The sequence below is a fragment of the Pseudarthrobacter sp. N5 genome, from assembly GCF_050157035.1.
Classification (GTDB): Bacteria; Actinomycetota; Actinomycetes; order Actinomycetales; family Micrococcaceae; genus Arthrobacter.
Window position 1 is genome coordinate 3,833,468 of the sequence record NZ_CP189593.1, and the last position, 21,803, is coordinate 3,855,270.

Annotated in this window: 27 protein-coding genes and 1 riboswitch; of the genes, 17 read left to right on the forward strand and 10 right to left on the reverse strand. The window is 64.7% G+C overall.

Going from position 1 to position 21,803, the window contains the following annotated elements:
• Positions 1 to 241: 241 nt before the first annotated feature.
• The 5 genes from ACQCST_RS18385 (at position 242) to ACQCST_RS18405 (ending at position 4,806) form a co-directional block, all read left to right on the forward strand.
• Positions 242 to 895 (forward strand): hypothetical protein, encoded by a 654-nt coding sequence (locus tag ACQCST_RS18385; RefSeq protein ID WP_426997151.1) that lies wholly within the window; start codon positions 242 to 244, stop codon positions 893 to 895.
• A 66-nt stretch (positions 896 to 961) separates the two neighbouring features.
• Positions 962 to 1,852, forward strand: a complete 891-nt coding sequence (locus ACQCST_RS18390; protein WP_426997152.1) for a S26 family signal peptidase — start codon at positions 962 to 964, stop codon at positions 1,850 to 1,852.
• Entirely contained in the window at positions 1,849 to 2,724 is an 876-nt protein-coding gene (locus ACQCST_RS18395; protein WP_426997153.1) for a LamG domain-containing protein, read from the forward strand. Before ACQCST_RS18390 ends, ACQCST_RS18395 begins: the two co-directional genes overlap by 4 nt.
• Positions 2,725 to 3,051: 327 nt before the next feature.
• Positions 3,052 to 4,235 (forward strand): IS3 family transposase gene (locus ACQCST_RS18400; protein ID WP_426995638.1). Its coding sequence is split into 2 segments (ribosomal slippage): positions 3,052 to 3,313 and positions 3,313 to 4,235, totalling 1,185 coding nucleotides; the frame shifts between segments, so codons are not numbered across the junction.
• Between the two features lie 235 nt (positions 4,236 to 4,470).
• On the forward strand, positions 4,471 to 4,806 hold the full coding sequence (locus tag ACQCST_RS18405) for a hypothetical protein (RefSeq protein WP_426997154.1): 336 nt from the start codon (positions 4,471 to 4,473) through the stop codon (positions 4,804 to 4,806).
• Positions 4,807 to 4,853: 47 nt separating this feature from the next.
• On the opposite strand, the gene ACQCST_RS18410 is transcribed toward ACQCST_RS18405, so the two are convergent.
• From ACQCST_RS18410 to ACQCST_RS18425, 4 genes are read right to left on the reverse strand one after another with little or no spacing between them, the layout of a single operon-like run.
• A complete protein-coding gene (locus ACQCST_RS18410) occupies positions 4,854 to 5,954 on the reverse strand; it encodes a sulfate/molybdate ABC transporter ATP-binding protein (protein ID WP_426997155.1) in 1,101 nt (366 codons plus the stop codon).
• Positions 5,951 to 6,817, reverse strand: coding sequence for an ABC transporter permease (locus ACQCST_RS18415; protein ID WP_426999217.1), 867 nt, complete (start codon positions 6,815 to 6,817; stop codon positions 5,951 to 5,953). The genes ACQCST_RS18410 and ACQCST_RS18415 overlap by 4 nt, the downstream gene beginning before the upstream one ends.
• A gap of 52 nt (positions 6,818 to 6,869) precedes the next feature.
• Positions 6,870 to 7,673, reverse strand: a complete 804-nt coding sequence (gene modA / locus ACQCST_RS18420; protein WP_426997156.1) for a molybdate ABC transporter substrate-binding protein — start codon at positions 7,671 to 7,673, stop codon at positions 6,870 to 6,872.
• Between the two features lie 8 nt (positions 7,674 to 7,681).
• Positions 7,682 to 8,092 (reverse strand): TOBE domain-containing protein, encoded by a 411-nt coding sequence (locus ACQCST_RS18425; RefSeq protein ID WP_426997157.1) that lies wholly within the window; start codon positions 8,090 to 8,092, stop codon positions 7,682 to 7,684.
• Between the two features lie 230 nt (positions 8,093 to 8,322).
• Between ACQCST_RS18425 and ACQCST_RS18430 the strand changes: the two genes are divergently transcribed.
• The 6 genes from ACQCST_RS18430 to ACQCST_RS18455 all read left to right on the forward strand — a co-directional run bounded on the left by ACQCST_RS18430 (position 8,323) and on the right by ACQCST_RS18455 (position 13,556).
• Positions 8,323 to 9,570 (forward strand): sensor histidine kinase, encoded by a 1,248-nt coding sequence (locus tag ACQCST_RS18430; RefSeq protein WP_426997159.1) that lies wholly within the window; start codon positions 8,323 to 8,325, stop codon positions 9,568 to 9,570.
• 11 nt (positions 9,571 to 9,581) lie between these two features.
• Positions 9,582 to 10,241 carry a response regulator gene (locus ACQCST_RS18435; protein ID WP_426997160.1) on the forward strand — a complete coding sequence of 220 codons (660 nt, stop codon included), beginning with the start codon at positions 9,582 to 9,584 and terminating at the stop codon, positions 10,239 to 10,241.
• 57 nt (positions 10,242 to 10,298) lie between these two features.
• Positions 10,299 to 11,168, forward strand: a complete 870-nt coding sequence (locus ACQCST_RS18440; protein WP_426997161.1) for a hypothetical protein — start codon at positions 10,299 to 10,301, stop codon at positions 11,166 to 11,168.
• Between the two features lie 255 nt (positions 11,169 to 11,423).
• Complete coding sequence (locus ACQCST_RS18445) at positions 11,424 to 12,293, forward strand: DUF4031 domain-containing protein (protein WP_426997162.1); 870 nt, start codon at positions 11,424 to 11,426, stop codon at positions 12,291 to 12,293.
• Positions 12,290 to 13,042: a 2-phosphosulfolactate phosphatase gene (locus ACQCST_RS18450; RefSeq protein WP_426997163.1), complete on the forward strand. Its 753-nt coding sequence runs from the start codon at positions 12,290 to 12,292 to the stop codon at positions 13,040 to 13,042. The genes ACQCST_RS18445 and ACQCST_RS18450 overlap by 4 nt, the downstream gene beginning before the upstream one ends.
• A 52-nt stretch (positions 13,043 to 13,094) precedes the next feature.
• A complete protein-coding gene (locus tag ACQCST_RS18455) occupies positions 13,095 to 13,556 on the forward strand; it encodes a VOC family protein (RefSeq protein WP_426997165.1) in 462 nt (153 codons plus the stop codon).
• A gap of 52 nt (positions 13,557 to 13,608) precedes the next feature.
• Here ACQCST_RS18455 and ACQCST_RS18460 read toward each other — a convergent pair whose 3' ends face one another.
• The 3 genes from ACQCST_RS18460 to ACQCST_RS18470 all read right to left on the reverse strand — a co-directional run bounded on the left by ACQCST_RS18460 (position 13,609) and on the right by ACQCST_RS18470 (position 14,974).
• Complete coding sequence (locus tag ACQCST_RS18460; RefSeq protein ID WP_426997167.1) at positions 13,609 to 14,079, reverse strand: SRPBCC family protein; 471 nt, start codon at positions 14,077 to 14,079, stop codon at positions 13,609 to 13,611.
• The gene (locus tag ACQCST_RS18465) at positions 14,072 to 14,422 is read right to left on the reverse strand and encodes an ArsR/SmtB family transcription factor (RefSeq protein ID WP_426997169.1); all 351 of its coding nucleotides are present in this window, start codon (positions 14,420 to 14,422) and stop codon (positions 14,072 to 14,074) included. The genes ACQCST_RS18460 and ACQCST_RS18465 overlap by 8 nt, the downstream gene beginning before the upstream one ends.
• Positions 14,423 to 14,572: 150 nt before the next feature.
• Entirely contained in the window at positions 14,573 to 14,974 is a 402-nt protein-coding gene (locus ACQCST_RS18470; protein WP_426997171.1) for a YccF domain-containing protein, read from the reverse strand.
• Positions 14,975 to 15,088: 114 nt separating this feature from the next.
• Here ACQCST_RS18470 and ACQCST_RS18475 point away from each other — a divergent pair, with 114 nt between their 5' ends.
• Positions 15,089 to 16,549: an amino acid permease gene (locus ACQCST_RS18475; protein WP_426997173.1), complete on the forward strand. Its 1,461-nt coding sequence runs from the start codon at positions 15,089 to 15,091 to the stop codon at positions 16,547 to 16,549.
• A gap of 32 nt (positions 16,550 to 16,581) precedes the next feature.
• On the opposite strand, the gene ACQCST_RS18480 is transcribed toward ACQCST_RS18475, so the two are convergent.
• Together ACQCST_RS18480 and ACQCST_RS18485 are read right to left on the reverse strand one after the other, a co-directional pair.
• On the reverse strand, positions 16,582 to 17,070 hold the full coding sequence (locus tag ACQCST_RS18480) for an SRPBCC family protein (protein ID WP_426997175.1): 489 nt from the start codon (positions 17,068 to 17,070) through the stop codon (positions 16,582 to 16,584).
• 172 nt (positions 17,071 to 17,242) lie between these two features.
• On the reverse strand, positions 17,243 to 17,854 hold the full coding sequence (locus ACQCST_RS18485) for a phosphoribosylanthranilate isomerase (RefSeq protein WP_426997177.1): 612 nt from the start codon (positions 17,852 to 17,854) through the stop codon (positions 17,243 to 17,245).
• A gap of 119 nt (positions 17,855 to 17,973) precedes the next feature.
• On the opposite strand from ACQCST_RS18485, the gene ACQCST_RS18490 reads away from it, so the two are divergent.
• The 4 genes from ACQCST_RS18490 to ACQCST_RS18505 all read left to right on the forward strand — a co-directional run bounded on the left by ACQCST_RS18490 (position 17,974) and on the right by ACQCST_RS18505 (position 20,171).
• Positions 17,974 to 18,744, forward strand: a complete 771-nt coding sequence (locus ACQCST_RS18490; RefSeq protein WP_426997179.1) for a HutD family protein — start codon at positions 17,974 to 17,976, stop codon at positions 18,742 to 18,744.
• A gap of 66 nt (positions 18,745 to 18,810) precedes the next feature.
• Positions 18,811 to 19,341, forward strand: a complete 531-nt coding sequence (locus tag ACQCST_RS18495; protein WP_426997181.1) for a ferritin — start codon at positions 18,811 to 18,813, stop codon at positions 19,339 to 19,341.
• 78 nt (positions 19,342 to 19,419) lie between these two features.
• Positions 19,420 to 19,485, forward strand: a riboswitch (guanidine-III (ykkC-III) riboswitch).
• Positions 19,486 to 19,494: 9 nt separating this feature from the next.
• Positions 19,495 to 19,818 carry a DMT family transporter gene (locus ACQCST_RS18500; protein WP_426997183.1) on the forward strand — a complete coding sequence of 108 codons (324 nt, stop codon included), beginning with the start codon at positions 19,495 to 19,497 and terminating at the stop codon, positions 19,816 to 19,818.
• Positions 19,818 to 20,171: a DMT family transporter gene (locus ACQCST_RS18505; protein WP_426999218.1), complete on the forward strand. Its 354-nt coding sequence runs from the start codon at positions 19,818 to 19,820 to the stop codon at positions 20,169 to 20,171. The genes ACQCST_RS18500 and ACQCST_RS18505 overlap by 1 nt, the downstream gene beginning before the upstream one ends.
• 62 nt (positions 20,172 to 20,233) lie before the next feature.
• On the opposite strand, the gene ACQCST_RS18510 is transcribed toward ACQCST_RS18505, so the two are convergent.
• Entirely contained in the window at positions 20,234 to 20,623 is a 390-nt protein-coding gene (locus tag ACQCST_RS18510; protein ID WP_426997185.1) for a sulfite exporter TauE/SafE family protein, read from the reverse strand.
• A gap of 125 nt (positions 20,624 to 20,748) precedes the next feature.
• On the opposite strand from ACQCST_RS18510, the gene ACQCST_RS18515 reads away from it, so the two are divergent.
• Complete coding sequence (locus ACQCST_RS18515) at positions 20,749 to 21,789, forward strand: aldo/keto reductase (protein ID WP_426997187.1); 1,041 nt, start codon at positions 20,749 to 20,751, stop codon at positions 21,787 to 21,789.
• The last annotated feature ends 14 nt before the right edge of the window (positions 21,790 to 21,803 follow it).

Below are 21,803 nucleotides of genomic sequence, written 5' to 3' on the forward strand. Positions count from 1 at the left end.
TCAAGTAATCATACTCTTCGACCGCTCCTACTCCCCGCGATGGCGCTCGTCGGTATCACTCATCAGGCAGGACAGTACTGCTTGGAAATCATGTAATTTGAATACCGCGTTAAGTCCGGTAGTGTTCACTCCGTCCCTGCCCCAGGGCGACGCGGCCGGCCAAGCCGCATTCTCTCCCGCCGGTGTCGGCATGCAAGATTCCCCGGTTCCGCCATGTCCCGTTTTGTGAAAGGCCTCCGCCATGTCCGATTCTGCTGCCGCGCCGAAGCGCCGCCATTTTGCCCCGACCGTTCTGCTGGCAGGGCTGGTGGGTACGGTGCTGCTGTCCCTGTCCCTGACCGGAACCCTGTCCGGTTTTGTTGCCAGCATCACCAACAGCGCGAACACGGCCGCGTCCGGCTCACTGGTCATGCAGGAGCAGACCACGGGTGCGGCTCCGGTGACATGCCTGAGCACCGACGGCGGCAGCGTCTCGACAAACTCTGCGACGTGCTCGACGATCAATAAATTCGGCGGCAGCACCGTCATGGTCCCGGGCGGTCCTGCGGTGACAACGGCCATCACGATCAAGAACGCCGGTTCAGTCGCGGCACGCACGTTCACGCTGACCCCGGGAGCGATCTGCACCCAGTCCCTGAACGGCGCCCAGAACGGCACCGCCACGGATCTGTGCGCGAAACTGAACGTCGTCATCACCTCCGGTGCCACCACCGTCTTCACCGGCTCTGCGGCCACCCTGGCCGGGGCACTGGCCACCGCGATCACCATGCCCGCAGCCCCCGCGGCGGGTGCCAGCGTCCCCTTCACCATTGCCGTGACCCTGGACACTTCCGCAGGCAACACCTACCAGGGCCTCGCCGCGTCACTGCCCCTGACCTGGACCTTCGCCAGCTAGACCCTGACCCGGGCCAACCGGTGCGGCACACCGCCGCCCCGGGCCCCTCTCCAGTGAAGGTGGCACATGACAATCCTGGACACCCGGACCGCTCCGGACACCATCCGGACGCCCCCGCCCCGGCGCCGTGGGGGAGCCTGGCGACGGGGTGCCGTCGTTGTACTGGCCGCGATCCTGGGTATCCTGCTGACCGGGGCGCTCCTGTTCTCACTGGCCGGCGGACGCTGGTTCGTGATCAGCACCCCGTCCATGGCAGAAGCCGCCCCGGTGGGCACGCTCGTCCTCACCTTCCCGGAGCCGGCAGAAGACATCCGCGCCGGGGACGTCGTCACCTTCCATCCCCCGACCGCGCCGGATCAGACCTACACCCACCGCGTGCGGGCCCTCACCGCGGCGGGAGGAATCCTCACCCGCGGGGACCTCAACGGCGCGGATGACCCCTGGACCCTGACCGGCGGAGATTTGGTGGGAAAGTCCATCACCGTACCCGGCCTCGGATGGCTCATCCGGGCACTGCCCATTCTCATCCCCGGCATCGCCGGGCTATGGATCCTGACCGGCCGGTTCGTTCCCCTCAGCCAGCGGATTCCACTGCGGATCGTCGGGGTACCGCTCGTCATTTCCGTGGCCACCATCATTCTGCGCCCCTTTATCGGGATCAGCATCCTTGCAGCAGGCATGATGGAGGGAACGCCCCAGGCGACAGTGGTCTCAACCGGCATGCTCCCCATCAGTGTCCATGCCGAAGGCGGAGACCCGGCACATCTGACAGCCGGCAGCGTCGGACAGGTCCCGCTTCCCTCTCTGGACGGGACGGACCACTACCAGATGGCCTCGGCCCTGGACCTGCCGCCCGCCGGTTGGATCCTGCTGATGCTCATCTGCGCCCTCCCGCTCCTGTGGTCACTGGCCTGCAGCCTCCCCGGGCTCGTCAAAAACCGGAGCACCCGCACATGACGTGCCGCCCGGCCGCCGGTGCGCGCCGGGGTCGACGGACCCGGCCCGGCAGCGCCGTCACTGCAACCGTACTTGCAGCACTGTGTCTGCTGGCTCTGTTCACACCCTCCACCACCTCGGGATACTCGGCACGGATCACCAACCCGACGAACGAGGCAGGAACAGCGGCCTACTTTCTGTGCACCGAGGCGGTGCGGGCAGACATCGCCGGCGCCCTGTTCGCCTACCGCCTCAACGAAGCGACGGGCTCCGCCTTCGCCGGCGACTATTCAAACAACAACACCCCAGGCACCTACCGGGGCCCGATGACCGGCGACACCGCCACCAAACCTGCCTGCCCCCGGGACGCCGGCGGCGCCTATACGCTCAACGGCTCCACCAGCTACGTCTCCACCCCCACCCAACGGGCCTCCGGGAACACCTTCAGCATCGAGGTGTGGTTCAAAACCTCCACCGGCGGAGGGAAACTGATCGGGTTCGGAAACGCCCAAACCGGCGCCTCCACCGCCTACGACCGCCACTTGTACCTCACCGACACCGGCCAGGTCGTTTTCGGCGTCTACCCCAACCAGGTCAAAACCATCACCAGCCCGCTCAGCTACACCGACGGAACATGGCACCACGCCGTCGCCACCCTCTCCGGCGCCGGAATGAATCTGTACATCGACGCACAGAAAGTCGCCACCGACCCGGCCACCACGACCGGCCAAAGCTACGCCGGGTATTGGCGTATCGGCTATGACAACCTGGCGGGCTGGGGGGCCACCCAGCCCGCCAACTTCTTTTACAAGGGCTCCCTGCGCTTCGCCGCGGCCTACACCGCCGCCCTGACACCCGGCCAAGTCACCACGCACTACAACGCCGGCCGCTGACCCCGTTGCAACAGCCTCCGTCGGAGCCGCACCCTGAACGTGGTGCGGACGGCACGGGTCGTCCCCTGCCTGCCGCACCTGATCAATAATCCCAGCGTGGACCCGACGAGCGAGGAGCCTGACTCATGACCACCCGCCTCAACCCCTACCTTGGATTCCGCGACACGGCCCCGCAAGCGATGGACTTTTACCAGACGGTGTTCGGAGGCGAGCTGACCCGGAGCACCTTCGGTGAGTACAACGCCAGGGACCTGCCTCTGAGCTGCCGCGGAGTTCTCGGACAGTGGGCCCTCTTAAAATGGGGGTCTACTGAAAGTAGAGATCAGCATGACTGCAGCACGCCGGCGTTTCACCCAGGAGTTCAAAGACGAGTTGTGCCGTGAGGTGATCAACACGTCCAAGCCCATCAAGGACGTTGCCACCACATACGGTGTCGGCCCCGAGACTCTGCGCAATTGGCTGAACAAATACCGCGAGGCCAACGGCGGCACTGAGACGGACCTGACGGTCTCGGAGCGGGCCCGCCTGAAGGAGCTCGAGAGGGAAAATCAGGAGCTGCGCGCGGAGACTCTGTTCCTGAAAAAAGCAGCCGCTTACTTCGCGCGGGAGCAGCGGTAGTGAGCAAGTACGAATACATCGACTCCCAAAAGACTGAGCCCGCCAACCTGAATTCGGTCGTGAAAATGTGCCGCTGGTTGGGAGTCTCAACGTCCGGTTTCTACCACTGGCTGACGCGCCCGCAATCGGCGACTGCCACCCGGCGCAAGGCACTGATAGCGCGGATCCAGCACTATTTTGAGGAGTCCGAAGGAACGTACGGGTATCGCCGAATCCATGCCGACCTCGCGGCGGAACAGATTGAATGTTCGCCCGAGCTTGTGCGGCAGGTCATGCGCCAGGAGGGCCTCCTGGCCTGCCAGCCGCGGCCATTCCGGGCGACCACCGAGGCCGACGCGTTGGCCGCGGCCAACATGCCTGACCTCGTCAAGCGTGACTTCACCGCCACACGTCCCGGGGTGAAGTTCGTCGGCGACATCACTTACATCCACACCTGGCAGGGGTTCATTTACCTGGCCACCGTCATTGACTGCTACTCGAAGAAGGTCGTCGGCTGGTCGATCGCCGATCACATGCGCACTGAACTCGTGGCGGACGCCCTCAACAACGCCGCCGCAACGACCCTGATCGAGCCTGACGCGATCTGGCACTCGGACCGCGGCAGCGTGTATACCTCGGCCGGGTTTCGGGCCTTGGTGACCAGTCTGGGGATGCGCTCATCGATGGGCCGCACGGGCGTGTGTTGGGATAACAGTATGGCGGAATCTTTCTTCTCGATGCTCAAGAACGAGCGTGTTTACCGGACCGTTTACGCCACGAAATCACAAGCACGCAGTGACGTTATCCGCTACATCGAGGGATTTTACAATAGTCGGCGCCGACACTCAGCGCTCGGTTACCGACGGCCTAACGAAGTCCACTATGGTTATCAACAGCCAGCCCTGGCAGCGTAGAAGAATTCACTAATTCCGCTGTCCGAAATCCTCGCGGCAGCTCACTCGCCGGCTCCCGGGATCTGGTTTTTGGGTTTACGCTGGCTAATACGCCGCTCCTCGGGAAATTTCATCGGCTTTCCCAAGTACGCTGCTTTCGTCGCCAAATCGGTATGAAGCTATCTGACGGCTACTGTGGCGGCCGCGAAATGAAAACGTCAGTGATCGCAAGTAGATCGGGACCAAAGGAGTTCAAATGGGTGACGTGTGGATTCGTACCGCCAGCCAGGGCCTGATTCGGGCAGGCCACGTCACTGAAATTGGAACTTCCCGCGGGTCGGTCCACGAGGAGACGGGATATGCGGTGAAAGCCGTCGCGGGAGGCAAGGCCTTCGTCCTTATCGACGACAGCGACCTCGTGGGGACCCAGGCGGAAAGGCTCGACCATGCCCGGCAGATGCAGGACGCATTGTTGCTGGCCATAGATGCAGCAAACGACTCCAGCCAATCCATGGTGATCAGCTATGAGAATGTCGGTGAGCGTTGGATACTCACACCGGTGTCTGGCCTGGCCAGCGACTTTCCGCCTTGAGGTACACGAATAACTGAGTCCTGCGATGCACGCGGGTGGGAGATCCGCTACGCCGGGTAGATGGACACCAGCCCGGCCTTGATCACGAAGTACACGCTCATCCCCGGCGCCAGGCCAAGGTCCGCCGAGGCCGCCGGCGTGATGTCCGCAGACATTCCCCCCGCTTCTCCGGCACGGACGCGGATCTGGTCGCCGTGCGGCTCGAGGTCCGTGATGGTCACCGGAAACGAGTTCCGGGGACTTCCATGGGCTTCCGTCAGGAAAACAGAAACGGCCGACGGCGGGAAGACAGCCACGCCTGCCAGCCCGGGCGTGAGGGGGCCGGGTTCGCCATCTGGCCCGGCTTCGGGATCATGCTGGCCGGCGAAATCCTGGCCGGCGTCGGTCCTGATGCCTTGTGCCGTGACCGTGCCCGTCACCAGGTTCAGCCCGGCCAGCCCCGCGGCAAAGCTGCTGCGAGGGCGTTGCAGGACGTCCCGGGTGGGCCCTTCCTCCACGATCCGGCCATCTTCGAGCACGATCACCCGGTCTGCCAGCATCAGTGCATCCAGGACATCGTGGGTGATGATGATGGCCCTGCGGTCGGCGAGTACGCGTTTGAGCAGACGGCGCAGCAGCGGGGCCGCATGGATGTCCAAGGCAGCCATGGGCTCATCGAGCAGGAGCAGCCCGGGATTTGCCGCGAGCGCCCGCGCCACCGCGACACGCTGGGCCTGACCTCCGGACAGCTGGGCCGGCCTGCGCAGGGCAAGGGCCGCGGCGTCCACCTCGGCGAGCCAATGCGCTGCAGTTTCCCTTGCCTTGGCTTTGGAAACTCCGGCGCTTCTTGGCCCGAAGGCCACATTCTCCAAGGCGCTCAGGTGCGGGAACAGCAGCGGCTCCTGGGCCAAAAGTGCCGTGCCGCGGTGGTGCGGCGCAGTCCATGTACCGCGGCCCCCGGCGAGATCAAACAGCACCGTGCCGTCCAACTGGGCCTGGCCGCTGTCCGGGTGCAGCAGCCCAGCAATCACGGCGAGCAGCGTCGATTTCCCGGCACCGTTGGGACCCATGATGGCCACGGTCTCGGACGGGCCGAGCGTGAGCGAAACGTCGAAGCGGCGCGCGTCTACGGCGGCGTCCAGCCGAAACGCCGCGGATGCCCCTGTCACTGGAGGCTCCCGCTGGTGGCGGGCGCCGGCGTCGTCCCTGGCATGGTTTTGGCCGTGAACGGGGTTCCCAGCGTGGTCGGACCGCGATAGGCGAGTGCCACCACCGTCACGGCCACAGCAACCAGGACGAGTGAAAGGGCGACGGCGGCGTCCGCGTCCGTTTCGCGCTGCAGGTAGATTTCCAGCGGCAGCGTCCGGGTCACCCCCTGCAGGCTGCCGGCGAAGGTGAGGGTGGCCCCGAATTCGCCCAGGCTGCGGGCGAAAGAGAGCACCGCTCCCGAAGCGAGGCCGGGCAGGACCAGCGGCAGGGTGACGCGGCGGAGCACGGTGCTGGGACGGGCGCCGAGCGTCGCCGCCACGGCCTCGTACCGGCCGCCCGCAGTCCGCAGTGCACCTTCGAGGCTGACCACCAGGAACGGCAGCGCCACGAAGGTCTGGGCAAGGACCACAGCAGTGGTGGAGAAAGCGATCTGGATACCCAGTGCCTCAAGATTCCGGCCCAGCAGCCCCTGCCGGCCGAAGGTGTACAGCAACGCTACGCCGCCCACCACCGGCGGCAGGACCAGCGGCAGGAGCACAAACGAGCGCAGCAGCCGCTGGCCGGGGAAGCTCCCGCGGGCCAGGACCAACGCGATGGGCACGCCGAGCACGATGCACAGGGCCGTGCTCGCCCCGGATGTCCGGAGGCTGAGGCCAAGTGCGGTGACTGAGGATTCGGACGTGATCAGCGGGATGAACTGCGCCCAGTTGACCTTGGCCACCATGGCCGCCAGCGGGAGGAGCACCAAAAGGCCGCCCAACGCCGCGACGGCATAGATCCAGGATGTGATACCCGTGTAGGAGCCGGGGTTGCGGCCCTTCATGCGGGTGCTTTTGGCAGAGTCCATGCGGCGCCCCTGGATGCCGGCTGCACGCCTAGGGCGTGCCGAATCCGGCGTCAGCCAGGACTTGTTTGCCCTCGCTGCCGGTCACCATTTTGATGAAGGCCGCGGCCAGTTCCTTGTTCCTGCTGTTTGCCACGGTGGCGATGGGGTATGTGTTGATGGCCTGGCTCGACTCTGCGAACGGAATGCCCCTGACCTTATCTCCGGCCGTTTTTACATCCGTGACGTACACGAGACCGGCGTCGGCCTCACCGGAGGTGACCTTGCCGAGCACATCCGTGACCGAGGATTCCTCACTGACCGGGTTCAGGGTGGTTCCGGCAGCCTTGGCGACGGCCTTGGCCGCAGCGCCGCACGGTACCTGGCTGGCGCAGACCACCACTTTGACGCCGGGCCGGGCCAGATCGCCAAAGCTGCTGATTTTGGCCGGATTTTCGGGCGGCACGACGATGGCCAGGACGTTGGTGGCAAAGTTGCTGGACGTGCCGTCAAGGAGGGATGCGTCCGCGAGCTTGCCCATGTTCTTGCTGTCTGCAGAGGCAAAAACGTCAGCCGGCGCACCCTGGGTGATCTGCGTGACCAGGTCCGAGGATCCCGCGAAGCTCAGCGTGACCTTGGTTCCCGGATTCCTGGCCTCGAAATCAGCGGCGAGCTTGGTGAAGGTGGCCTTGAGCGAGGCCGCCGCGAAGACGGTGAGCGTGCCAGAGAGCGTGGAGGTCCCGCCGGCAGCACCGGTGCCGGTAGGCGAGGAGCCGGTGGTGGCCGCTCCGCAGCCGGCAAGGCCCAGGGACACTGCGACTGCTCCGGCAACGAAGATGGCAGCTGTGGAATTCATGGACAGTTTCAAAGGATGCTCTTTCCTTGCGGTGATTCGATTATCACTGTGGTTGCTTTGACCACCGCGGTGGCCACGGAACCCAGTTCAAGGCCAAGCTCGCGCACGGCCTCGCTGCTCATGAGCGACACCACCCGGAAGGGCCCACACTGCAGTTCCACCTGGGCCATGACTTTGTCCGCCGTGATGCCAGTGACCAGCCCGACGAACCGGTTGCGTGCAGAGCTGCCCGTTCTTGCGGGATTGTCCGGCAGCTGTGCCTGGTCCTTTGCAAGCCGTGCCAGCTCGAGGCCATCCACGGCCAACCGGCCCGAGGCATCCTTCACCGGGGTCAGGTTGCCGTTCTCGGTCCAGCGCCGTACGGTGTCGTCGCTGACGCCCAGGAACCGGGCTGCTTCAGAAATGCGAATAGTGGGCATTTCCCCAGCATAATCCGCATTTGCGGGAGAATCTGCGAATCTATTCCTCAAATCAGAATGTGACTGCATTCGTCCTGTCCTCTTCACCCCACCTGGCTGCGGCGGGGGCGGAGCCTGCCCACCGGCTTTCTGACAGCCGTTTCATCATCCCGGTGGAACTTGCTCATCCTCCGGGTTGAACTCCTGAGATTCCGGCGCCGCGCGCACAACTACCCGCATAGGGTGGATTCATGTTCACCTTCCTGAAGCGCCTCCGCCGGGCCACCGCAGCACTGGTCCGCCCAGCGGCGCCACCGGCGACGGCCCTCGCCATACTCACGGCACTGATGGTTCTTGAGGAGCGGGGCTTCAACCGGGACAGCGCCCTGCTTCTGGCATTGGTGGCAGCCGTGGCTGGTGCCCAACTAGTACCGCTGGGCGCGATGGCGTTTACGTCCGCTGCGCTGATCCTTCAGGCTTTTAAGGTGCTTCCGGTGGTCATGGTGTCCGGCGTGCTCAGCTATGTTGCCGTACCCCTGGCCCTGTTCTTCGCCACCCTGGGCTACAAAGGCCGGCACCGCTGGCTGCTGCCGGCCTTCGCCGTGGCCGCCTCGGGGCTGATCGCCGTCAACTGGTTCAACGACGGCGGCACCTGGATCAATTTTGTGTTCGGTTCCCAGCTGTACGGCCGGGGCTCGCTGCGGACCGGAACCTATGTCTTCCTGGTGTTCGGTGCCTTCGCAGCCTTCAATCTTGCTGCCGTGGCCGCAGGCCTCGCCGCAAACAACGTCTCCCGCAGCCGCAGGGCCCAACTCCGTGCCGAAGCCGAGCTCCATCACAAAGCCACCCAGCTTGCCGTGGAACAGGAACGCAACCGGATTGCCCGTGAACTCCATGACGTCCTCGCCCACTCGCTAACAGTGATCACCGCGCAGGCCGAAGGCATCCGCTATATCCACCGCAGCGAGCCGGAGTGCGTAGAAGAATCGGCTCAAATTATTGCTTCAGCAGCACGGACAGCCCTGGTGGAGACCCGCCGCATGATGGAAGGTCCGGCCCCGGCAGGCACCCGTTCCGCGGGTTCCCACACAGCCCAGCCCGGCCCGGCACCGTCTGTCCAGCATCTTGGAGAGCTGGCTGCGCAGTTCGCCGGGAGCGGCATGCCCGTGGCCGTAGACTCCGCCATCGAGCTTCCCGGACTCACCCCGTTGCAGGATCTCACCGCCTACAGGCTGGTCCAGGAGAGCCTTACGAACGCCTTCAAACACGGCGACCGGCCGCAGGGCGCCAGCGTTTCCGTCCGTCCCGAATCCGGAGGGCTGCGGGTGCGGGTCAGTTCCGCTCTTGCTGATGCGGGCGCAGCTGGAAGGCCGGCGGCGAAAGACGCCCGTTCCGGCCGGGGCATCACAGGAATGAAGGAACGTGCGACGGCGGTGGGGGGCTCGCTCACGGCGGTCGCCACCGGGAACCGATTCGAAGTGGAGGCGCTGCTCCCATGAACGAAACGGCCATGACCATACCGACCATCCGTATAGCACTGGTGGATGACCAGCCGCTGTTCAGCGCCGGACTCAAAATGATCCTGCGCAGCCAGCCCGACCTCGATTTTGTGGGTGAGGCCCGGGACGGTGAGGCTGCCGTGGAACTGGCGGCCGCCGTCGGGCCTGATGTGATGTTGATGGATATCCGGATGCCGGTGATGGACGGCATCACAGCCACGCGCACCATTTCCTCCGGGTCCGGCACCCCGCCGAAAATCATTGTGCTCACCACCATCCAGCATGACGAAGCCGTGGTCCGGGCCATCCAGGCCGGTGCCGCCGGGTTCCTGACCAAGGACGCCACCCCCGAATTCCTGCTCGCCGCCATCCGCACTGTCCATTCCGGGCACGCGGTGATGGCACCCCACTCCACCAATAAGCTGCTGCGCGACTACACCACCCCGGTTGCTGCGAGCACCACTGCTCTGGACGCCTTGTCCGGCCGGGAAAAGGACGTGTTCCTGCTCGCGGCCACCGGCCAGGGAAACGCGGAGATCGCGGCCAACCTGGTCCTGAGCGAAGCCACGGTGAAGTCCCATGTAGGCAGCATCCTGGCCAAGCTCAAACTGCGGAACCGAATCCAATTGGTTGCCTATGCCTACGAAAACGGGCTGCTGGGCAGCGGCTGACTCCTTATCCGAGCACTTCATCAAAAAATCACAAAGTACAACGATTGGGGGAAAACCATGAAAAGAACACTGATCGGCCTCGCGGTACTTGCCGTGGGAGCCGCTGGAGCACTGGCAGCTTCCGCTATTCCCGGTGGCAGCATTACGGCTTCAAGCTCGCCAGTCAGCGGAATCACCGCGCAGGCACAGGCCTACGCCACCGCAGATACTGCGGCCGAAGCGGGGCGTGGCACCGTCATCAAGGAGTGCATGGCTGCGGCTGGGTTCAACCTCGTGCCCGCCATAAGCACCCACAAAGTGGATTTCAGTGCGAACATCGGCTTCAAACGGCTGGATGTTGCCACAGCCAAGGCCAGCGGATATGCCTCGCTGGGGCCAACGGGCTCCCACGAGCCGGCCGAAGGATCCCCGGAAAGCCTGATGTTCGCTGACCCTGCGTTTGAGGCCGCTTACATGGGCCCCAACACCGAGGACAATATGGTCAAAGTCAATGGCACGGGCACACGTGGGGGCGGTTGCGGGGGCGAGGCCGCCAGACAGATTTACGGCAGCGTGGAAAACTACATACTGGCCACCGGTGTTGCCATGAATTCACTGAACGCTGCCGCCGGCTCGGCGATGTCTGACCCCGGCTTCCAGAAGGCCATCGGCTCATGGACGTCCTGCATGGCCGCATCTCCTTACGCCAACTTCGGAAGCCCGTCCGATGCTCTCACCGCCGGCCAGTCCGCAGGCGGCCAGACTGAGTTCAAAATCGCGGTCACCGATGCCACTTGTCGAGAACAGAGCAACTTCCAAGGCCAGCTCGACGCCGTCCTGGACAAGTACCTGACCACCAGGATGCAGCAGCTGGAGCCGGAAATCGCCAAGGTTACGGAAATCCGCAAGCAGGCCGCGGCACAGGCTGCGGCGCTGAACAGCAAGTAGCGCTGACTGCCCACGAAATCCGGCGCCACGTTAGCGCTAATGTACCCGGCGGCCGGTCCAATTAGGGGGTAACCGGCCGCCGTCGGAGCTCGCTGTGGCCGGAGTTCATGCGGCCGTTCAGCAGGCATCGTAGGCCGCGACCCCTGCCGACCGGCTTTCAGCTGCACAATCTATGTCCAGGTCCACCCAATCTCCCTGCCAACGCAACCTCTCTGCGCAACCAGCCGGTCCGCCGCCCCGCATTAGACTTCCCCCATGGCCATCTATCTCGATCCGCCGCTGTGGCCCGCCCACGCAACACACTTTTCGCACCTGATCTCCGATACCTCACTCGAGGAGCTGCACGCGTTTGCCGCCTCGGCCAAGATCCAGGAGCGCGGGTTCGACGGCGACCACTACGACGTCCCGGAGCGCCGCTACGACAGCCTCGTCGCAGCCGGCGCCATCCCGGTGGAAGCCCGCATCCTGGTCCGCAAACTCATCGCCAGCGGCCTGCGGATCCCGGCCCGCGCGCGCAACAAGTCCCTCAAAGTCCCTCTGCTCAACCGCTGGGAAAGGGTGATGCCCGGCCATGATGCCCTCTTCCTCGATCTACTGGACCGTTGGGGCGAGGAGCACCGGAAATACCACGGCCGCACCCATCTGCTGGCCGTCCTGGAAGCCCTGGACCTGCTCACGGAACCCGCCGGGCCGCCCCGCACGGTAGTGCTCGCGGCCTGGTTCCACGACGCCGTCTACCGCGGCATCGCCGGCCAGGATGAGGAAGAATCAGCCAGGCTCGCCGAGGACCGGCTCACCGAGGCAGGGCTCCCCGCCGCGGAGGTCGAGGAAATCGCCAGGCTGGTCGAGCTGACCTCGGACCACCGTCCGGAACGAGGGGACGACGACGGCGCCCTCCTGTGCGACGCGGACCTATCGGTTCTCGGCGGCGGACCTGAGCCCTACGCCCGCTATGTGGCCGCCGTCCGGGAAGACTATGCGCACATCGGCGACGCCGACTTCGCGGCCGGCCGCGCCGCCGTCGTCCATCAGTTGCTGGAGCTGGAGCCGCTCTTCCACACGCCCCGTGCCCGCGAACTGTGGCTCGACGCCGCCCGCCGGAACCTCCAGGCCGAACTCGCGTGAGTGAGCTGCTTGCCGCCCTCCGTCAGCTGCCGTTTACCGTCCGCTTCGAGTGGGGGCTGGACGGCGCCATGGCCGTTTCATCCGGCGCCGATCTTGCCGTTGTGGTGGACGTCCTCTCCTTCACCACCTGCGTGAGTGTGGCCGTTGATCGTGGGGCCGAGGTGCTGCCGTACCGGTGGAAAGACGAGTCTGCAGCCGGGTTTGCCGCTGAGAACGGGGCCGAACTTGCCGGCCGCCGGGGCTCTTCCGGGCCGACGCTGTCCCCGGCGAGCCTTCGCCGGGCGCCCGAACTCAGCAGGGTGGTGCTGCCCTCGCCCAATGGATCCGCCATCTCGCACGCTCTGGGTGCCCTGGCGCCCAGGGTGGTTGCGGTGTCGTTGCGGAATGCGCGGGCAACGGCGCAGTGGGCGGCCCGTCATCTCCCTCCAGCCGCGGTCATCTCCGTGATCGCCGCGGGTGAACAATGGCCGGGCGGCGGGTTGCGGCCGGCCGTTGAGGATCAGCTGGGCGCGGGGGCGTTCCTTGCCGCGTTGCCGGAATACCGGAGGGCCGGCTTTTCCCCGGAAGCACAATGGGCCTTGAACGCGTTCAGTACAGCCGAACCCCGGCTTACAGACGCCCTGGAGGAGTGCTCCAGCGGCCGGGAGCTGATCTTCGGCGGATATGCGGAGGACGTTGCCATCGCGGCCGAACTGAACCAGGGCACCGCCGTCGCGCTTCTCACCGGCGGCGCCTTTCGGCGGGCATAGCCCCCTCCCGTCCACCCTTTACCCTGGCACCTACCGGTGGCAGACTGCTCGGATGACCTTACGCATCCAATGCCTGAGCATCGATTCCACCAACCCCCAGGTGCCGGCAACGTTCTGGGAACGCGCCCTGGGCTGGCGCCGGACGTTCGAGTCCGACGACGAAATTGCGCTGGAACCGCCGGCGGGTGCCCCCGAAGCCGGCATCCCGCCGGACCTCCTGTTCCTCAAAGTGCCCGAGCGCAAGCAACTGAAGAACCGCCTTCACCTGGACCTCCGGCCGGACGACAGGGACGCGGAGGTGGCGCGTCTTGAAACTCTTGGCGCCACCCGGGCCGACGTCGGACAGGGACCGGACGCCACATGGGTGGTGATGAAGGATCCGGACGGCAACGAGTTCTGCGTGCTCCGCCCGCTCCGCTCCGAAGAGCTTGAAGCACAGGGCCTCGTGCAGGGACAGGTGCAGGGACGGCAACATCCGTCACCCACGCTCGACGCCCAGGCACTCCTGGACTAACCGGTCTTCACTAACCAGTTCCTTACGAGGAAGCCTGATCAGGCCGAGCGGACTAAGCGGCCCCGATGTGCGCGGCGAGCCGGTCGAATGATTCGCCCCAGCCGCCGCCGTAGCCCTCGCGGCTTTCCACGGAGTCGAAGGGCCCCTGAGTGAAAATCATCCGGGTTCCGCCGCCCAGCTCTTCCAGTTCAAAAGTGACTTCAGTTTCGAAGCCGCGGGTGCCGTCGTCGTTGTCCCAGGCGGAGGTGAATTCGAAGCGGCTGGGCGGATCGATCCGCGTGTGGATTCCGCTCCACCACAGCTCCTGCCCGGTCTCTTCCTTAATCATGCACGCCCGGTACCGTCCGCCGACTTCGAAGTCGGCCTCGATGGTTTCGCGTGGCGTGCGGAATCCCTGCGGACCCACCCATTGCGGCGCCTGGTCGGGATCCGTCAGTGCGGACCACAACACGTTGATGGATGCGTTGAAATGCCGGGTAATGACCAGCATCAGTTCGTCGGTTGAAGTGGCTTGTTCAGACATTTCGGTCTTCCTCGGTTTCCTGGGTCCGGATTCTTTTCAGGTGCGCGTCCAGCCGGTCAAAGCTAGTGTCCCAGAAGCGGCGGTACTTCTCCATCCATTGGGTGGCCTCGCGCAAGGGTTCAGCCTCGAGACGGCTTGATCGCCATTGTGCGGAGCGGCTGCGGGATATCAGTCCGGCGGCTTCGAGTACTTTCAGGTGACGTGAAACAGCAGGGAGGCTGATCTCGAAGGGCTCCGCAAGCTGGTTGACCGTGGCCTCGCCATCCGCCAGCCGCGCAAGGATGGCCCGTCGCGTTGGGTCCGCCAGGGCAGCGAAGATGGTGCTGAGCTGATCGCTAGCCATTCGAACCTCATTGTTTCGTTAATTAACTAATACGTTAAATATGCGTGGTGGAGGCGTTGCCGTCAAGCTCCCTGGCACACGATCTGCTTTGATATGCGTAACGGAGCAGTCGAGGCGGATTACCTGCCCGCTGCAGCAAGCAATACGCGGCTAGCGGTAGCTGCTGACGAACGGCGAGTTGCTGCGGACAATCTGCTTTCCGAGCGGCATCAGCGATACCGGGATGAGTTTCAGGTTGGCGATGGCCAGCGGGATGCCGATGATGGTGATGGCCATGGCGAACGCCGTGACCACGTGGGCAATGGCAATCCAGATGCCGGCAACCAGCAGCCATATCACGTTGCCCAGCAGTGAGAACACGCCGTTTCCGCCGGGCTTGTCCACCACCATGCGGCCGAACGGCCACAGGGCGTAAGAAGCAATCCGGAACGAAGCGATGCCCCACGGGATGGTGACGATCAACAGGCAGCAGATGACCCCCGCCAGGAAGTAGCCGATGGCGAGCCAGAGTCCGCCGAAAACGAGCCAGATGATGTTAAGCAGTGTCTTCATTCATCCATTCTCTCCCCCGGGTAAGACAAAGCGGCGATCCCTTGCCCTATGACAGGACGGGGTGAATAGTTTCAGTAAGCTGTCACACCCGAAGGACGATTTCTGGAGGAAACCATGGCCAACGCAGAAAACCCGCAGTCCATCATGCGGCGTAAGCCCATTGATGACATTGAGGAAGAGAACAAGCACAGCGGGTTGTTTAAGTCGTTGGGGTTGTGGCAGCTGACGGCGATCGGTGTGGGCGGGATTATCGGGGTGGGGATTTTCTCGCTCGCGGGGCTGGTCGCTGCCGGGAGTGCGGGGAATCCGGGGGTGGGTCCGGCGGTGTTGTTCTCGTTCCTGATCGCGGGCCTGGCCTCGGCGGCCGCGGCGCTCTCCTACGCGGAGTTCGCGGGCATGATCCCGCGGGCGGGCTCCGCGTACACCTACGGGTATGTGGCGCTGGGCGAGGTGATCGGCTGGTTCATCGGCTGGGACCTGTTGCTCGAATACATCGCGATCGTGGCCGTAGTCGCGATCGGCATCTCGGGCTACTTCGATGCGTTCCTGACCGGGATCGGGGTCCACATGCCGGGCTGGATGACCTCCACCGCGGACGAGGGCAAGGGCGGGATCATCAACCTGCCCGCGATCCTGGTCTGCCTTCTGGTGACCTGGATCCTCTCCCGCGGGACCAAGGCCTTTGGCCGCTTTGAACTCGTGGCCGTCGCGATCAAGGTCATCCTGATCCTGTTCATCATCGGCCTGGGCATCTTCTACATCGACACCAACAACTACAACCCCTTCATGCCCAGCGGCTTCGGCCCGGTCCTGGCCGGCTCCGCGACCGTGTTCTTCGCCGTGTTCGGCTACGACGCCATGTCCACCGCCGCCGAGGAAGCGACCGACGGCAAAAAACACATGCCCAAAGCCATCATCATCTCCCTGATCATCGCGATGCTCCTCTACGTCGCCGCGACCCTGGTCCTGACCGGCATGCAGAACTACAAGGACATCGACCCCAAAGCAGGATTCGCCTCCGCCTTCAACGGTGTCGGCCTGCCCGTGATCGCGACCATCATCTCCGTCTTCGCGGTCCTGTCCATCCTGACCGTGATGCTGACCTTCCTCCTGGGCGTCACCCGCGTCTGGTTCTCCATGAGCCGGGACGGCCTGCTCCCGGGCTGGTTCGCGAAAACCGACCGGCACGGCACACCCCAGCGCGTGACCTGGATCGCCGGAATCGCCTCGGCCCTGCTCGCCGGCGTCTTCCCCATCAAAGCCGTCGCGGACCTGACCAACATCGGCATCCTCGCCGCGTTCGTCGTCGTCTGCCTCTCCGTGATCATCTTCCGCTACAAAAAACCCGACGCACCCCGGACCTTCCGCCTCCCCTTCATGCCCGCCGTCCCGGCCTTCGGCATGCTCGCCTCCGCCTTCCTGATGTTCCAGCTCCACTGGGAAACCTGGCTCCGCTTCGGCATCTGGCTCATCATCGGCCTCGCCATCTACTTCACCTACGGCCGCAAACACTCCCTCATGAACCCCGACAGCCCCCGCCACCAGGAAGTCGTGGAAATGCACCGGCCGTTGTGACGCGGGACTCCGTCGCGGGGCCCGTGGCCGGTTCAGCTGGCGGTGTCTGAGGTCGCCGCCAGCTCCTTGTCCAGGATGGTGAAGGAACTGTCCCAGCCCTCGCGGGTCATGTCCACCCATTCCTGGCTCGTGAAGCCGCTCTGGGTGAGTTTCAGCAGCGTCCTGCCGCCGATGTCCTCAAACTCAAGGCGCATTCGGAGGACTTCACCTGCAGCTGTGGACTCATCGCTTTCACGTTCCGCCGCCTCGATCAGCCGGGGTGGCTCGTACTGGGTAATGATTGAGTTGATGGGCGATTCCTTGTGGACGCCGTCGTCCTCATAAACCATCACCAGACTCCAGGCGCCGCCCACCCGCGGCTCCACGGTGATCCGATCGCGGGGTGTATCCACTCCTTCCGGACCGAACCAGGCTGCGAGCTGGTCCGGGTCCATAAAGGCGTTGAAGACCAGTTCGCGGGGAGCGTCGAATTCACGCTCCATGGACAGAGTGTACGTTTCAGTTTCCTGCTGCGAGCTCATTTTCTGACTCCTGATCCATGTTGGATTTGTATGAAGAGCGCCGGATACCGCCAGTCTAATCCTCGGTATTTAACACTTACGCTAATTAACTTATACGTTAAATATGGCATTCGGGGATTCCGGTGTCAAGGCTTGGTTTCCACCGGCACCGGAACCTCAGGGCTCGGACAGCTCAGCCTTTCGCGGCCTTCACGAATTCGCGGATCTTCGCCAGATCCTTCACACCCCGGGAACTTTCGACGCCGGAGGAGACATCCACACCCCACGCGCCGGCCGCAGTGGCCGCTTCAGCGACGTTGGAGGGATCGAGTCCCCCGGCCAGCAGCCAGCTGCGGCTCTCGAGGCCCTGTTTTTCTTCCCCCAGGGCACGCACGGACCGGTAGTCCCATGCCTCACCCGATCCGGGAACGGCCGCGTCGATCAGCAGCAGCTCCTCACCCCAGCTGCCGTAGTCCACCGGAGCGGCACCCATGGTGACGGCCCTGATGACCTTCATACCGGCGTCGTGCGCGGTTGTCACGTCCTCCGGCGAACGGACGCCGTGAAGCTGGATCCATTCGAGGCCAGCGGAGCGGGCGGTTGCCACTGCAGCTGCGGCGGATTCGTGCCGAAAAACGCCGACGGCCGCAACGCCGGCAGGAACATGGGCAAGGAGCTCCACAACACGCGCCGGAGACACCTCGCGGGGGCTGGGGGTCAGGACAAACCCGACGGCGTCCGCGCCCGCGGCTACTGCCACACGGACAGATTCGGGCGTACTCAGCCCACACACTTTGACGAACATTCCCGGCTCCTTCAGGCAGTCTTGCTCCTATTGACGTTAGCAAGACCACGTTCGGCATGCCGACGTCACGTGCCGGCCAGGTTCCGGGAAGGCAACCGCGGCGAGGTTAGGCTGGGTGTATGGAGATCATCCGTTTTGCAGAGCTCAGGTCCGAACCGTGGCGCAATGGCGGCGGGGTGACCCGGGAACTCGCCAGCCACCCCAAGGCAGCCTCCGCGCAGGACGGCGTATGGGACTGGCGGGTGAGCATCGCAGAGGTATCCAAGGCGGGCGATTTCTCGCCGTTCCCCGGCATGGACCGCGTCCTGACGGTGATCGACGGTGAACTCCTGCTGCTGACCGTGGACGGCGAAGAACATCCGCTGGAAAAGTACCGCCCGTTCAGGTTCTCCGGTGACGCCGCAGCAAACGGGGCACTGCCTACCGGAGATATCCGCGACCTCAACGTGATCACCCGGGCCGGCGCGTTCAAGGGCTTTACCTCCATCATCGAGCTGTCCAAGAAGCGGGCGCATCCGGTGTTCGAAGGCCAGCTCGGCATCCTGCTTCAGGGCCAGGCATCGGTGAGCCCCGGCGCGGATCCGGAGGCGGAAGCCGGGCCGGAAGCCGGGCCGGAAGCCGGGCCGGAAGCCGGGCCGGAAGCCGGGCCGGAAGCCGGGCCGGAAGCCGGGCCGGAAGCCGGGCCGGAAGCCGGGCCGGAAGTAACCGCGCCCGCAGCCGAGTCCCCAGTTGCGCCCGCAGGCGAGTCCGCCCGCCGAGCAGCCGCGCTGGCAGGCGAGCCGGAGACGCTGGGCCGCTATGACGCCGTCGTAGGTTCCGATGCCCGCTCCCCCGAAATCCTGGGCCGCGGTTTCCTTGCGGTGGTGTCGATCGACCGGGTGGCAGGCTAGCCTCGCCTTTGTTACCGGAGCCTTTCCACACTGGTCAGGCCCGGTGGGCATCCCTAGACTCGGTCCATGACGACGCCTACTTTCAATGACCTTCTGACCACCCAGGTTGGCAACGAGTTCGCAGCCTCACAGCAGTACATTGCCGTGGCCACCTGGTTCGACAACCAGGATCTTCCCCAGTTGGCTCGCTATTTCTACCGCCAGTCCGTGGAGGAACGCAACCACGCGATGATGATGATCCGGTACATGCTGGACCGCAACGTCCCCGTCATCATTCCCGGCATCCCGGCCGTCCGCAACGATTTCGCCTCCGTAACCGAGCCATTGGTGCTGGCCTTGGAACAGGAGCAGGAAGTCACCCGGAACATCGAAGCCATGTTCCGGGCCGCCCGCTCCGAGGATGATGCCCTGGGCGAGCAGTTTATGCTCTGGTTCCTCAAGGAACAGGTGGAGGAAGTCGCGTCCATGTCCACCCTCCTGAACATCGCCGAGCGGGCCGACAACCTGTTCGACATCGAAAACTACATTGCCCGTGAAACCATCGGCGACGGCGGACGCGATTCCTCAGCGCCCCAGGCCGCCGGCGGGGCCCTGTAGCCCGAAGCTGACACGGGCCGCCCTGGTGACAGCCGCCACCAGCGGTGGCCTCCGGCGTCGGGTGTTGCTAGTCTGAAACCAAGGTTCCGCTCTGGAATCTCCGGACGACGGTTCAGTACCCGGCACACGACAAGACTGGCCTAAGGATCTGTTATGTCGTGGGTAATTCTCGTTCTCTCCGGGGCTCTTGAGGCCGTCTGGGCCGCAGCCCTGCACCGGACCTTCCGGGCCAAAGGCTCAAAGCGGGCGCTCCCCGCTCTCCTGTTCCTGATTTCAGTCCTGGCCAGCACCGGCGGGCTCGCCGTCGCCATGCAATCCATCCCTACCGGCACCGCCTACGCGGTGTGGGTGGGAGTGGGAGTGGTCCTGACCTCTGCCTATGCGATCGTCAGCAAGATTGAACGTCCGACGGCGGCGCGCCTGCTGCTGCTCGGCGGGATCGCCGCGTGCGTGGTTGGCCTGAAGGTGGTGGCGTGATGTTGCAACGGACAGTTTTCAGCTGGACTGTTCTGCTGGCATCCGCCCTTCTGGAAGCCGTCTGGGCCACGGCCCTTGGTTTGTCCGATGGCTTCACCCGGCCGCTCCCCGCTTTGGTCTTTGCGGTGACTGCAGCGCTGAGCATGGTGGGTCTTGGGCTAGCCGTAAAAACCATTCCCCTCGGCACCGCCTATGCCGTCTGGGTGGGGATCGGTGCTGCCCTGACGGTGGGGTGCGCGATGGCCACCGGGGCTGAACCCTTCAGTGTGTTCAAGGTGTTGTTCATCGCGGGAATTGTGGGCTGCGCCGCCGGGCTGAAGCTGTTGCCGGCCGGAACCCCAGCGGACCCGTAGCCAGCTCGCCCGGCGTCGGCTCTTCCCCGAACACTTCCCTGAAGGCGCTTCCCTGAAACCGCTCAGGCGAGACTGCCTTTGATAACGAGGCTCACGCCGGCCACAAGGCAAAGCCCCAGCGCCGCCGGACGGATTGCGGCGGCGGAAAGCCGTTTCACCAACGGCCTCGAGGCCAGCGCACCCAGGGCGACGCCGGGCAGCAACCAGCAGGAGGCCACCAGTTCCGAGGTGCCGAACGAACCGACGGTAATCGACGCCACGAGCGCCACCAGTGAAGAAATGAGAAAAAACAGCGAGAGGTTGGCACGGTACCGCTGTGGATCCATGTTTCGGTAGACCACAACCAGCGGCGGACCCGACGTCGCAGCAACAGTTCCCAGCACGCCGCCCAGCACGCCGGCGGTGAACAAGGTGAAGCGGTTCTGCGGCACGTGGAATGTCGGCCCCAACATGCCGGGCAGCCCACCGATTGGGAAGTGGCAACTGGGCAGGATGGACAGGAGGGCCGGAATACTGCCGGGGCCCCAACGGTTGTTGGCTGGGACGGCAGTTCCCGCACAGCGAAACGGACACCAACATGAAACCGGCATCGGCAACAGCAACAGTAGAGCTCGGCGACGGCCTCAAAGTCAGCCCACTCGGATTCGGCGGCATGGCGCTCACCCCTGTCTATGGAGAGGTGGATCCGGCCGAGGCGTTGAAGACCCTGCATCACGCCGTGGATTCCGGCGTGAGCTTCATTGACACCGCGGACATTTACGGCGGCGGCAGCAACGAGGAACTCATCGCCCGTCTCCTCAAGGAGCGCCGGGGCGAGGTGCAGCTGGCCACCAAGTTCGCCCTGGTGGGCAATCCGGCTGCCGGCTACAGCGATATCCGCGGCGACGCCGGCTACGTCAAACAGGCAGCCGAGGACAGCCTCCGGCGCCTTGGCACCGACGTCATTGACCTCTACTACATGCACCGCCGTGACCTCCGCGTTCCGATTGTGGAAACCGTGGAGGCCATGGCGGAGCTTGTACAGCAGGGCAAAGTCCGTCACCTTGGTCTGTCCGAAGTGACGGCCGGGGAGCTGCGGGAGGCCAACAGCATCCACCCCATCGCCGCAGTCCAGAGCGAATGGTCCATCTGGAGCCGCGACGTGGAACGCAACGTTGTTCCGGCCGCAGCCGAGCTGGGCGTGGGATTTGTCCCCTACTCACCGCTGGGCCGGGGATTCCTCACCGGCACCGTTGATGTCTCCCAGCTGGGAGAGAACGATTTCCGACGCCGGATCCCCCGTTTCGCCGAAGACGCCCTGTTTGCCAACCAGGCCATTGTGGCCGCTGTGCAGTCGGTCGCTTCGGAGCTTTCTGTGTCAGGACACGGCGCAGCACCCGGACGCAGTGCAACACCCGCGCAGGTGGCGCTGGCCTGGCTTCTTGCCCAGGGCCGACGGCTCGGCCTGGCAGTCGTCCCGATCCCCGGCACGCGCAAGGCGCACCGGATCGACGAGAACCTGGGTGCCCTCGCCTTGAACCTCACCACGGCGCAACTGGAGAGGCTCGACGCCGCCGCGGACGCCGTCGTCGGCTCCCGTTCCGTGGACCCCACGTGGGTGTCCGAGGGCCGTGAATAGCGTTTCCGTAGACT